Source organism: Salinicola sp. RZ23 (genome assembly GCF_003206675.1).
Classification (GTDB): domain Bacteria; phylum Pseudomonadota; class Gammaproteobacteria; order Pseudomonadales; family Halomonadaceae; genus Salinicola; species Salinicola endophyticus.
The window spans coordinates 1-12,329 of record NZ_PZJK01000022.1; the positions used below are offsets into that span (position 1 = coordinate 1).

The window sequence follows — 12,329 nt, forward strand, 5'->3', positions numbered from 1 at the left end:
ATCAACGCCAAGTTCGCCGAGCTCAAGGCGCTGGGGCTGATCATCGACGGCCGCGCCTGGCTCAACGAATCGCTCAACACCCGCGAGAGCCTCAAGGCCGGCAAGCTGCGCATCGATTACGACTACACCCCGGTGCCGCCGCTCGAGGACCTCGGCTTCCAGCAGCGCATCACCGACACCTATCTCGCCGATTTCGCCAGCCGCGTCGCGGCCAGCGCCTGAGCGCCGGTTCGGCCCCGAGACCCCTGAGGAGCATTGATCGATGGCACTTCCCAAGAAACTCAAAGCGCTGAACCTGTTCGGCAACGGCGACAACTACCAGGGCCAGATCCAGTCCGTCACCCTGCCCACGCTCACGCGCAAGATCGAAGAGTGGCGCGGCGGCGGCATGGACGGCAGCGTCGGCATCGACATGGGCATGGATGGCCTGATGACCTGCCAGTGGACGGTGGGCGGCCTGGTCGAGTCGATCTTCGACAACTTCGGCGCCTCGCGCCTCGACGCCGACCTGCTGCGCATGACCGGCAGCTACGAGCGTGACGACACCGACGAAGTGGTCGCGGTGGAGGTGGTGATGCGCGGCCGCCATACCGAGATCGATTTCGGCGATGCCCAGGATGGCGAGAACACCGAGCACAAGATCACCAGCACCCTGAGCTACTACAAACTGGTGATCGGTGGGGTGACCAAGATCGAGATCGACCTGCCCAACTACGTGTTCAAGGTCAACGGCGACGACCGCCTGGCCCGCCGCCGCCAGGCGCTGGGCATCTAAGCCGCGCCCCCGTCAGCGGTGGCCTCCCCGCCGCTGACGTCGCCCGCGCGCCGCGTCACCCCCGATCACCCACGATCACCACCGAGAGACACCCATGAGCCAAGCCCAGAACGCTGATACCGCCGCCAAGACGGCCGCTGACAAGACTGCCGCCGACGGCACCCGCGTCACCATCGCCCTGGACACGCCGATCGTGCGCGGCGAGCAGCGCATCGACGAGATCGTGCTGCGCAAGCCGAGCGCCGGCGAGCTGCGCGGGGTCAACCTGGCCGACGTGCTGCAGATGCAGACCGACGCCCTGATCAAGCTGATCCCGCGGCTCTCCCAGCCCAGCCTGACCGAGCACGAAGCGCGCCAGATGGACCCGGCCGACCTGGTCCAGTGCGGCAGCGACATCGCCGGTTTTTTGCTCTCGAAGCGGGCGCGGGGCGAAACCGCCTGACACCCCGCGGCGCCGCCGAGATCGCGCTGCCGGCCCAGGTGGAGGATGCGATGGCCGACCTGGCCATCGTCTTCCACTGGACCCCCACGGACTGCGCAGACTTCAGCCTGCGCGAACTGATGGAGTGGCGCGAGCGCGCCCGCCAACGCTCAATGAACGAGGCCCCCCATGGCGCGCAATCTCCCCCTCCCGGCGCTGCTCGCCAGCGTCGCTAAGCTCACCGCCCCGCTGACGCGCCTGCGCCGCGAATCTCCGCGTCTTGTCCGCCCGGCGACGCCCGTCGGCGCCGATCCTGCCGTCGCTGACCACACCTGGCGGGATAGCGCCCGCCTGCGCGACGCCCTCGATCAGCTGCGCCAGACGATGGTGCGCCAGCAGCGCCTGCTGCCGGCCCCGGCCGCCGCGGCCACGGCGACCGCCTCGGCCCCGCCGCCGGTGGCCCGGATCGCCCAGGGCAGGCGTGCGCTACCGGCGCCGACACCCGCGGCGAGATCCGTGCCGACATCTATCGCGAGATCCCTGCCGACACCTGCCGCGAGATCCGCGGCGACGACCGCGGCGCGTGCTCGCCCGAGACCGCAGCCCGCCGAGCTGCCCAGCGGCGGGCTCGGGTTCGACAGCCTGATCCAAGGCGCCAAGACCCTGCTCGGCCCCGCCCTGGCGTTCCAGCGCGAGCAGCGCCACGTGCGCCGCGCCGGCGACTTCACCCGGGATGACCCGCGCGCCCAGGCGCTGACCCAGCAGGCCCGCGAGCTCGGCACCCAATCCGGCTTCGGCGCCACCCGCATCGCCGCGGCCCAGGCCGCGCTGCTCGAGCGCCAGGTCAGCCCGGCGGCGATCCAGGCCTCCCTCGGCGATATGGTGCTGCTCGCCCAGGCCAACGGCCGTGAGCTGGTCGCGAGCGTGACCCGCACCAGCGCGCTGGCCCGCCAGGCCGGGGTCGACCTCGCCGAACAGGGCGCCATGGCCCGCTTCGCCGATGTGCTCAGTGCCAGCAGACGCAGCGCCAGCGGCGCCAATACCGGTAGCCCCGATACCGGCGTAGCCGTGACGGGTGGCGTCCAGATCGGCGGCCCCCATGCCGAACGCCTCAGCGCCGCGCGCCAGGTCAGCGCCCCGGCACGGGCCTCCAGCGTGCCCGCGGTGGCCAACGCCGCACCGAACAACGTCACACCGGCCGCTGCCCGCGTGCCCGACCTCAGCGGCACCAACCTGCGCGCCGCCCGCAGCGCGGTGGACGACCTGAGCGGCGACCTCGACCGCCTGCAGGCGACCTGGGAAGAGACCAGCATCGCCTTCGCCATCGCCAACGACGGCGCCCTGCGCGACCTGGTCAAGGGCATCACCGCGATCACCCGCGGTATCGCCGGCTGGATCGACGACAACCCCGAGCTGACCACCCTGCTGACCCAGTTCCTCGGCGTGCTCGGCGGCATGCTCGCCACCCTTGGCCTGCTCGCCAGCGGCATCGGCGCCGTGCTCGCCCCGCTCAGCGGTGTGCTCACCCTGCTCGGGCTCAACCCCGCCAGCCTGACGATCCTCGCCATCGTCGCCGCGGTCGCCGCCCTCGGCGTCGCCGCCTACCAGATCTACCGCCACTGGGGCGCGATCAGCGAGTGGTTCAGCCAGCGCTGGCAGCAGGTCAAGGACGCCTTCGCCGGCGGTATCGGCAGCGTCATGCAGCTGCTCGCCAACTGGTCGCCGCTGGGGCTGATCTATCAGGGCATCGTCGCCACCCTCGACAAGCTCGGCATCGAGGTGCCGGCCAGCATGAGCACCCTCTCGGACGCCATCGTCAACGGCCTCGAGAGCGCCTGGAAAGGCATCACCGAGCTCTGGAACTGGTTCGAGACGGCCCCCGGCCGCGCCATCGACGCGGTCGTCAAACTGGTCACCGACTGGGACCTGATGGGGCAGCTCAAGGAGAAGTGGGACGCCGCCATCGACTATCTGAAGTCGCTGCCCGGCAACCTCTGGGGCAGCGGCCAAGAGATGGCGGGCAAGGCCGCCGATCGCGTCACCTCGCTGGCCAGCGACGCCGGCGACGGCCTGAAATCGCTCAAGGAGAAAGCAAGCGAAGGCGCCCGCGCCGTCGGCGATCGGCTGGCAGCGGGCAAGAACTACGTGGTCGAAGGCGCCAGCAGCCTGGCCCAGAGCGCCCTTCAGAGCTTCAAAGAACGCCTCGGTATCCAGTCGCCCTCCCGTGAGTTCGCCAAGCTCGGCGGGTATACCGTGGACGGCCTGACGCTGGGGATCGAGCGCCAGCGCGACGAGCCCATCCAGCGCATGGTCGCCATCGCCCGCGACGTCGTCCGCGCCGGCGCCGGGCTCACCCTGGCCGCCGCCGCCGTCCCCGCCAGCGCGCAGCCACCGTTCGCGCCCGAACTCGCGCTGCTGGGGCCGACCCCGATCACCCTGGATACCCGCGCCCCGCTCACCGCCGGCGGCCCGCCCCTGGCCAGCGACAACCGCGTCCAGATCGGCGACATCCATATCCATGCCGCCCCTGGCATGGACGAAAACGCCCTGGCACGCCAGGTCGCCCAAGAGGTGCAGCGCGCCCTCGAGCAGGCGCAGCAAGAGCGGGCCGCGTATCAACGTTCGTCGATGTGGGATCGAGACTAGGGTTTGTACGAAAAGTCGGCGAGCGATGGCAAGACAAGGCAAAAATCGATGAAAAAGCGGAGTTTACGGGGTGTAAATGAGCATTTTGAGTCGGTTTTTAACGCCGTATTGCTGAGCGCAGGCAGTTTTCGTACAGACCCTACGCCCCCAACGGATCACAGGAGAGCACTATGCTCATGGCCCTCGGTATGTTCGTGTTCGAAACGCGCTCGGTGCCCTACCAGCAGTTACAGCGCAATAGCGCCTGGCGCCACGCCGCCCAATCCCGGGTCGGCGCGCGCCCGGCCTATCAATATCTCGGCCCGGGCAGCGACACCTTGACCCTCAGCGGCACCCTGCTGCCGGCATTCACCGGTGGGCGTCTCGAGCTCTACGCCCTGCGCCAGATGGCAAGCCAGGGCGACGCCTGGCCGCTGATCGAAGGCACCGGGCGCCAGTACGGCCTGTGGGTGATCACCCAGGTGGACGAGACCGCCAGCCAGTTCCACCGCGACGGCGCCGCCGGCAAGCTCGACTTCAGCCTCAGCCTGGAACGGGTCGACGACACCCGCCTCGACCTGCTCGGCAGCCTCACCGCCGAGAGCCTCTCGCGCTTCAGCGGAGCCTACGCATGAGCGCCCCACGCAGCGGCGACCCGCGCCTCGGCCCGCCCGGCCTCGGCACCGCGCGCCCCGACTACCGCCTCAGCCTGGGCGGCGAAGACATCACCCCGCGGGTCAATGGCCGGCTGATCGCCCTTAGCCTGACCCGCCAGCGCGGCGGCGACGCCGACCAGCTCACCCTCACCCTCGCCGACCACGACGGCCGCCTGGCGCTGCCGCCCCACGGCGCCACCCTCGAACTCGCCCTCGGCTGGCACGCCAGCGGCCTGGCCAGCCGCGGCACCTTCATCGTCGACGAAGTCGAACACAGCGGCGCCCCGGACCGTCTCCAGCTGCGCGCCCGCGCCGCCAACCTGCGCCAGCAGCTCCCCGGCAAGCGCTCGCAATCCTGGCACGATCTCACCCTCGCCCAGCTGATCGAGACCCTCGCCGCGCGCCACGACCTCACCCCGGTGGTCGGCGACACCCTCGCCGGCATCCGCCTGGAACATATCGACCAGACCGACGAATCCGACCTCAACTTCCTCACCCGGCTCGGCCAGCGCTTCGACGCCATCGCCACGATCAAGGCCGGCCACCTGCTCTTCACCCGCGCCGGCGAAGGGCTCAGCGCCAGCGGCCTGGCCCTGCCCGGCGTCGTCCTCACCCGCCGCGACGGCGACCGCCACCGCTTCACCCAGAGCGACCGCGACGACCACACCGGGGTGATCGCGCACTGGAACGACACCGCCGGCGCCGAGCGTCAGGCGATCCAGGTCGGCAGTGAGGCCAAGCCCAAGACCCTGCGCGACACCTACGCCAGCGCCGCCGACGCCCGCCACGCCGCCGAAGCCGAATGGCGCCGCCTGCAGCGCGGCCAGGCCAGTCTCGACCTCACCCTGGCCCACGGCCGCGCCGACCTCAGCCCCGAGACCCCGCTCACCCTGCGCGGCTTCAAGGCCGGAATCGACGAGCGCGCCTGGCTGGTCACCCAGACCACCGAAAGCCTCAACGACAACGGCTACCTCACCCAGCTCAGTTGCGAACTGCGGGGTGGGTGAAGACGAGAGGTCATCAAGAGCGCAAGCGGCGGCTTGCTGTCCATTTTTGACAGGCGTACATTATTAATGGACACGCAAAAATATTGGACAGCCAATGCACGCATGGCAGTGGGAGACGGAAGACGAGATAGCACGGGAGATCGTGGCCGCGGCCCTCGCGGCCTGCGAACGCGAGACGGCGCTGCCCGTCACCCCGTCTGCCATCATGCACATCGATACCCCCACCCACACGCACGTCGCCCAGGCAGACACCGCGGATCTGATCGTGGAGATCGGGGGGCATCGCTTCCGGGGTGAGGTGAAACGCTGGGCCGCCCACCGTCTGCGCGAACTCGTTCACGCCTCGGCCAGCGACCCGGAGCGGCTGCTGATCGTGGACTACCTCAACGCCAACGCCGCCCAGCGGCTCGCGGCGCAGGGCATCCAGTTCATCGATACCGCCGGCAACGCCCATCTCGACCGCCCCGGGCTCAAGATTCTGATCCGCGGCCAGCCACGCCCGGCCGCACTCACGCGTGACGGCCTGAACGCCCCCGGCGACAAAGCCTTCCAGCGCAAGGGGCTGATCCTCATCTATCACCTGCTGACGCGGCCCGAGCTGGTCACCGCCTCGCTGCGCACCCTCGCCGCGGAGAGCGGCGTCTCCCACGGCACCGCCGACAATGTCATCAAGGCCCTCGACAGCGGCGGCTTCATCGCCCAAGGGCGCGGCGGCCGGCGCCGGCTGACCGACCCGCGCCGGCTGCGCGACCGCTGGGTCACCGGCTATGCCGAAACCCTCGCCCCCAAGCTCGAACTCGGCACCTTCTATCGCGAAGCGACCGACTGGTGGGGCAGCGCCGAGGTCACCGACCTCTCCGCCGCCTGGGGGGGCGAAGTCGCCGCCGCGCGCTACACCGGCTATCTGCAGCCCGAACTCGCCACGCTGTTCGTACCGCGGGCCAACCTCCCCGCCCTGATGCAGCGCTACCGGCTGACTCAGCCACCCGCCGGGCGCCCGGCCAACCTGCGCCTGCGCGAGCGCTTCTGGGGCGATGACGCCGAGACCGACACCACCGGCCTGGTTAACCCGCTGCTCGCCTACGCCGATCTGCTCGCCAGCCAGGATGCCCGCAACGCCGACACCGCCCGGGTGCTTCATGACCGCTATCTCGCTGACACTCACCAGCCCGCTTGAGCCCAGCGTGCGCGACACCCTGGGCGACATGAACACCGTCGCCGCCGCGCTCGGCATCGACTATGTGCTGATCGGCGCCACCGCGCGCGACATCGTCCTGCATCACCTCTTCGGCGCCCCGCGGCCGCGGGCTACGCGGGATATCGACTTCGCCATCTACGTCCGCGACTGGGACGACTACCGGCGCGTCCGTCACGCCCTCGTCGGCCGTGGCTACACCCCCGAGCGCGAACCCCACCGCCTGCACTCCCCCAGGGCGACACCCTCGACCTTCTGCCCTTCGGCGGCGTGGCGGCGGGTGAACCCGCGATCGCCTGGCCGCCGGACGGCGCCGTGGTGATGTCCGTGATGGGATTCGCAGAAGCCTGCCGCAGCGCCTACCGGGTCAGCTATCCCGCGCCCCCGGAGATCACCTTCAAGGTCGCCAATCTCGAAAGCCAGATCCTGCTCAAGCTGGTCAGCTGGAGCGAACGGACACCGGCCGAGCGCCGCAAGGACGCCGCCGACATCGCCTACCTGCTGCAGCACTACTGGCGTGAGGATCAGGACCAGGGCACGCTGTGGCAGGCGCCCTGGCTAGCGCGCCTCGAAGCCAACGACCACGACCATGCGCTCGTCTCCCTGCAGCTACTGGGGCAGCGCGCGGCACGGATCGCCAACGCCGACACCCTCGCCCATGTCACGTCACTGCTCGAAGGCACCCATCCTCAGCACTCGCTGGAAACCCTCGCGATCGAGATGGGCCGCGCGAGCCACACCTCCACCGACATCTGCCTCGGCTGGCTCGACCAGCTACACCAAGGCTTTCTACTGGTCTGACCCACGCGCGATGACAGGGCCAGCCAGACGCCTTCTCTACCGGCCGGCCCCGACAGCGATCACTTGCCCCGCGTCAGATATTTGGGCCCGGTCGTACGTCTTTTCAGCTCCTCATCCACGGTCTCCAGCACTTTGCGCAGATCCTCCTGGTACTCCTCCAGGGGCGCGTTGCCGCCGTAGGCTTTCATCGACTCCGTCTGCTTCAAGGCGCCCCCCAGTCGCTCTCTGGCGCCCTGCAGCTCCGAGGCCCACGCCGTCCCCTCTCTTGGCCCCCCCGAGGGCCCCACGGGCAACGGCGACAGCCTCAGTCGGACGCGATGGGTCGCGGTCTCCGACGCTTTCCCGCTGACATCGAACACCACCGCCTTGAACCCGCCCCCTGCCTCACTGGTCATCGCAAAGGCGACCTCCAGCTCGACATCCGTCAGTTCATAGAAGGGATCGTCATCCGATTGCGCGTGGCGCAACTCCTCTTTCACACTGCCGATAAACTCACCTAACGGTATTTTCATGGCGAAGGCCCCTGGCTGCCGAAGGATGATCGGCGACGTCTCTTAGCATAGGCGCGCCAGGCGGCCATCCCTGACCGTTTTTGTTGCCCCTCGGACACAGGCCGCTACGTGACACCCCGACACGACACCGCAGGCGCTTTGACCCACCGCCGCCCGCGTTATCGCATCCCCCGGCCCGCGTCTCTCGGCACGCCGGATCACCCGCCGTCGCGCGCGGCGCGGCGCTGCAGCGCCAACCCCACCAGCTCCGCCTGGAAGGCGTAGCGTGTCGCCAGCCAGCGCTGCCCCATGGCGCCGAGGGAGAGCCCCAGCAGCAGACAGACGGCGACCAGCGCGGCGAGCTGCATCGCCCCCGACCGGGTCCACTCGATGCCGGCCGATGCGACTACCGAGAGCACGCCGAATCCGCCCAGCGCCTCGATGGCGCTGGCCGCCAGCAGACACAGCGAGATGCCCGCGGTGGGCGAGCCGAAGAACAGCGTCACCCGGCGATCCAGCCGCCGCACCTTGATCTCCAGCCACCGCTGCACATAGGCCAGCGTCGCCGGCGAAAACCCCGCCAGCCGATCGACCGCCGCCCGGTCGTGGCGAAACTCCCGGGTCAGATCCGTCAGCGCGATCCGCCGCCAGCCCACCAGCAGCCGCCCGGCGAGCAGGATCGGCACGCACAGCGGCACCAGCGACACCAGCTGGGCCAGCAGCCCCAATCCCAGCGCCACCCAGCGGAACGCCGCGGGCAGCGGGCCCAGGGTCAGATGCACGATCAGCAGCCCCCCGAGCAGCGCGACCAAGACGCCGCCGGCCACCAGCGCCCCGTTGGCACAGCGATTCACGCGGCGCTCGAACGGCGCCTGATGCGCCGAGGGCCGGTAGCGCGCCAACCGGTCCAGCACCTCGAGCAGTTTGATTGCCTCCCCCATGCCACCTCCATCGTCTGCCTGACACACGCCCCCAGCCCGCCGCGGCATGCATCGCCCCGGCCAGACCTCTACAATGCGCGCTCGCTAAATCAATTGGTTCTAATCAAGCATGCGCGCTGTTTTCGCTCTACCCCCTCTCGTTGTCCGCCTCTCCCATGCCCTGGTCGCGCTCTGCCTCCTGACGATCCTGACTGCCCTGGCCACCCTGCCGGCGCAGGCCGCCCCACCCAGCTCCTTCTCCGCCGCCAAGCGCCTGGCGGAAAACGAGATCTACGTCGACCAGGACCGCACCTTCTACTGCGGCTGCGCCTTCGACTTCGACCAAGGCCCGGACCTCGCCAGCTGCGGCTACCAGATTCGCAAGCAGCCCAAGCGCGCCGCGCGCATCGAGTGGGAACACGTCATGCCCGCCTACGACTTCGGCCGGCAGCGCCAGTGCTGGCAAGAGGGCGGCCGCCGTAGCTGCCGCGCCAACGACCCGGTGTTTCGTCAGGCCGAGGCCGACCTGGTCAACCTGGTGCCCTCGGTGGGCGAAGTGAACGGCGACCGCTCCAACATGCGCTACGGCATGGCCACCAGCGCCGACGCCTACCAGTACGGCCAGTGCACGGCCAAGGTCGACTTCCCCGAGCGCACCTTCCAGCCGCCGGCGGCGGTCCGCGGCGACATCGCCCGCACCTACTGGTACATGCGCGACACCTACGGCATTCAGATCGGGCGGCAACAGCAGCAGCTCTTCCGGGCTTGGGCCAAGGCGGACCCGGTGAGCGCCTGGGAGCGCGAGCGCAACCGGCGCATCGCCAGGATCCAGGGCAGCGGCAACCCCTATGTCGAAGGCGACACCTCAAACGACAAGGGCGAAGAGAAGATCGTAGAGAAGGGCGAAGGGAGGAACGAAGAGAAGACAGACAATAGCGGCAGCGCCGAGGCACCGGCCTGGACGAAGGGCCGGGATTCGAGCCCGCTCGCCCCCGATCACTCAGCGGCGGCGTTCAGCTGCACCCCGCGCAAGAGCTGCGGCACGATGCGCTCCTGCGAAGAAGCCCGCTACCACCTGACCCAGTGCGGCAACGCCCGCCTGGATGGCGACGGCGACGGCACCCCCTGCGAAGCGCTGTGCGGCTGAGGGCGGATACAAAACCGGCATGGCGCGTACCCCGCCCCCAGGCTAGGCTCGGAAAGCTCATCGTCCCCGAGCGAGTGCCGCACGACGATCCGGCGGCTAAACCCAGCAGCACTCACAAGAAGGACACTCCTTCAAGGAACAGCAATGAAGATGCTCCCCCTCGACCAGGCCATCCTGGTGCGCAAACGGAGTCAATCGACATCGCCCGACAGTCTTCAAGGCCGGGCAGCGGCAGTCGACATGCCGACCAGCACCTTGAAGACGAGAATCAGAAAGCTGCGAAAGCAAGGTATCACCCTAGATAGAGCCATAGAGCTGGCTCTGCGTGACCCGATAGGCCCACAAGGACGTCCCCGAAAGCCGTTCTAAGCGACCCGACAGCGTCACCTCGCAGCCTGGGGTGACGTCTTCCCGCCGGCACGCCCCCTAACGAGACAGATCAAGAGACAGATCAAGAGACAGATCAAGAGACATAGCGCCGCGCCTGGCTCACCACCACCCCGCGCAGCACCTCGCCGGTGACGAACAGCGACTCATGCCCCTGCAGCGGGATCAGCCGCACCCGGCCACCGATCCGCCACACCCGGCCCAGCAGATGCTCCCCCTCCAGCTTGGCCACGATCAGATCCTCATGGGTCGGCAAGCGATCCTCATCGACGATCAGCACATCCCCCTCGATCAGCGGCCCCTCGAACCCCGCTGCCGGGCCCAGCTCCACCGCATAACAGCTCGGCGGAAAGCTATTGAGGTCATAGCCTCTCAGCGCCGGGTGGCCCAGCCCCAGCATCAGCGGCCCCAGATATTGCACCTGCATCGCGTCATCCACCTCGATCCAGTCATCGTTGTGCCATCGCACTCGCCACCCGCCCGGCGGGCGCACGCTTGTCCTTTTAGATACTGTATACGCATACAGTACAACATGGAAAGCCGTTCGCGACGCAACGGCGCGAAAAGGCGTGCCAAGACCCAGGCAGCGGACGCGCACCGGCAACGCCCTCTCGCCGAATCAGCCGCCCATCGCCCATTCGCGGGAATCCCCCCGGTCAGCCATACTGCAACGGCTCACCCAAGACGACATGCACATCCCCTACCGCCACGCGCACGGCCGGCAGACCGTCAGCGACGCCAGACCGCAATGCCCCGTGGCGACCGACGCACCACCCCGGCCGCCTCCCTGCCTGATCGACCCGCTCGTTCGGAGGCCCTATCGTGAGAATCCAGCTCGGCTGTGAAATGATCTTCCAATTCAACGGCCCCACGCCGATGATTGCGCTGCTCAATGTCCACCACTCGCGCTTTTCGCATCTCGAAGGGCCCGACCACCTGACCACCTCCCCCAGCGTGCCCATCGCCAGCTACCGCGACGGCTTCGGCAACTGGTGCAACCGCCTGGTCGCCCCCGCCGGCACCTTCACCCTCGGCACCAACGCCGTGCTCCACGACGACGGCCAGACCGACCCGATCGACACCAGCGCCACCCAGCACCCGGTGGAAGCGCTGCCGGCGGACGTGCTCCCCTACCTGCTCGGCAGCCGCTACTGCGAGACCGACCTGCTCAGCAACATCGCCTGGGAACGCTTCCAGCACACCCCCGCCGGCTGGCAGCGGGTGCAAGCGATCTGCGACTTCGTCCACCAGCACCTCACCTTCGGCTACGAACACTCCCGGCCCACCCGCACCGCCGCCGAAGCCTACCGCGAGCAGCTCGGCGTCTGCCGCGACTACACCCACCTGGCGATCACCCTGTGCCGCTGCATGAACATCCCCGCGCGCTACTGCACCGGCTATGTCAGCGACATCGGCAAGCCGCCCCCCTACGCCAACATGGACTTCGCCGCCTGGATGGAGGTCTACCTCAGCGGCCGCTGGTGGACCTTCGACCCGCGCAACAACGCCCCCTGCATCGGCCGCGTGCTGATCGCCCAGGGCCGCGACGCCACCGACGTCCCGCTGACCCACACCTTCGGCCCCAACGCCCTGGGTGGCTTCAGCGTCTGGATCTACGAACTACCGCCGGGCGCCTGAGCCCCGGCGGCACCCGCCCACGCCAGCCGCTGGCCACCGGCCCCGGCGTCACCCGGCCAGCGAAGCGACCTGCCGCCCCCGGAACAGCAACGCAGGGACTCGACGCGGAAGACACCCGCACGGCACGCCGGAGAGGCAAGAGAAGCGAGAGATGTCAGAAGAGGCGCAAGAGAAGCGCAAGAGAGACGCGGTAGGCCAGCGAGAGAGAAGCGGGGCACGGCCAGCGTGGGCGCAGCGATCACGGATCGAACGGAAAGCAGGAAAGC

At 69.0% G+C, this 12,329-nt stretch carries 14 protein-coding genes; 11 read left to right on the forward strand and 3 right to left on the reverse strand.

Annotated features, from left to right (window positions below):
* From DOM67_RS18995 to DOM67_RS19040, 9 genes are all read left to right on the forward strand, one after another.
* Positions 1-222: phage tail sheath C-terminal domain-containing protein (locus tag DOM67_RS18995; protein ID WP_280951089.1), on the forward strand; the 222-nt coding region annotated here is incomplete at its 5' end.
* Between the two features lie 40 nt (positions 223-262).
* Complete coding sequence (locus DOM67_RS19000) at positions 263-775, forward strand: phage major tail tube protein (RefSeq protein ID WP_106418718.1); 513 nt, start codon at positions 263-265, stop codon at positions 773-775.
* A gap of 94 nt (positions 776-869) precedes the next feature.
* On the forward strand, positions 870-1,217 hold the full coding sequence (locus tag DOM67_RS19005; protein WP_106418719.1) for a phage tail assembly protein: 348 nt from the start codon (positions 870-872) through the stop codon (positions 1,215-1,217).
* A gap of 168 nt (positions 1,218-1,385) precedes the next feature.
* Positions 1,386-3,842 carry a phage tail tape measure protein gene (locus tag DOM67_RS19015; protein ID WP_110678795.1) on the forward strand — a complete coding sequence of 819 codons (2,457 nt, stop codon included), beginning with the start codon at positions 1,386-1,388 and terminating at the stop codon, positions 3,840-3,842.
* 170 nt (positions 3,843-4,012) lie between these two features.
* Positions 4,013-4,456 carry a phage tail protein gene (locus tag DOM67_RS19020; RefSeq protein ID WP_110678796.1) on the forward strand — a complete coding sequence of 148 codons (444 nt, stop codon included), beginning with the start codon at positions 4,013-4,015 and terminating at the stop codon, positions 4,454-4,456.
* Entirely contained in the window at positions 4,453-5,484 is a 1,032-nt protein-coding gene (locus tag DOM67_RS19025) for a contractile injection system protein, VgrG/Pvc8 family (RefSeq protein WP_110678798.1), read from the forward strand. Before DOM67_RS19020 ends, DOM67_RS19025 begins: the two co-directional genes overlap by 4 nt.
* 94 nt (positions 5,485-5,578) lie before the next feature.
* Positions 5,579-6,661: a type IV toxin-antitoxin system AbiEi family antitoxin gene (locus tag DOM67_RS19030; RefSeq protein WP_110678800.1), complete on the forward strand. Its 1,083-nt coding sequence runs from the start codon at positions 5,579-5,581 to the stop codon at positions 6,659-6,661.
* Positions 6,624-7,001, forward strand: coding sequence for a hypothetical protein (locus tag DOM67_RS19035; protein ID WP_110678801.1), 378 nt, complete (start codon positions 6,624-6,626; stop codon positions 6,999-7,001). Before DOM67_RS19030 ends, DOM67_RS19035 begins: the two co-directional genes overlap by 38 nt.
* Before the next feature lie 8 nt (positions 7,002-7,009).
* Positions 7,010-7,480 (forward strand): nucleotidyl transferase AbiEii/AbiGii toxin family protein, encoded by a 471-nt coding sequence (locus DOM67_RS19040; RefSeq protein ID WP_157958917.1) that lies wholly within the window; start codon positions 7,010-7,012, stop codon positions 7,478-7,480.
* Positions 7,481-7,539: 59 nt separating this feature from the next.
* On the opposite strand, the gene DOM67_RS19045 is transcribed toward DOM67_RS19040, so the two are convergent.
* Positions 7,540-7,992: a trypco2 family protein gene (locus DOM67_RS19045; RefSeq protein ID WP_110678805.1), complete on the reverse strand. Its 453-nt coding sequence runs from the start codon at positions 7,990-7,992 to the stop codon at positions 7,540-7,542.
* A 197-nt stretch (positions 7,993-8,189) separates the two neighbouring features.
* Positions 8,190-8,912, reverse strand: a complete 723-nt coding sequence (locus DOM67_RS19050) for a hypothetical protein (RefSeq protein ID WP_110678807.1) — start codon at positions 8,910-8,912, stop codon at positions 8,190-8,192.
* A 109-nt stretch (positions 8,913-9,021) separates the two neighbouring features.
* Between DOM67_RS19050 and DOM67_RS19055 the strand changes: the two genes are divergently transcribed.
* Positions 9,022-10,038, forward strand: coding sequence for an endonuclease (locus DOM67_RS19055; RefSeq protein WP_110678809.1), 1,017 nt, complete (start codon positions 9,022-9,024; stop codon positions 10,036-10,038).
* Positions 10,039-10,501: 463 nt separating this feature from the next.
* Here DOM67_RS19055 and DOM67_RS19065 read toward each other — a convergent pair whose 3' ends face one another.
* Complete coding sequence (locus DOM67_RS19065; RefSeq protein ID WP_110678812.1) at positions 10,502-10,894, reverse strand: hypothetical protein; 393 nt, start codon at positions 10,892-10,894, stop codon at positions 10,502-10,504.
* Between the two features lie 353 nt (positions 10,895-11,247).
* Between DOM67_RS19065 and DOM67_RS19070 the strand changes: the two genes are divergently transcribed.
* The gene (locus tag DOM67_RS19070) at positions 11,248-12,063 is read left to right on the forward strand and encodes a transglutaminase family protein (RefSeq protein ID WP_110678814.1); all 816 of its coding nucleotides are present in this window, start codon (positions 11,248-11,250) and stop codon (positions 12,061-12,063) included.
* Positions 12,064-12,329 lie beyond the last annotated feature (266 nt).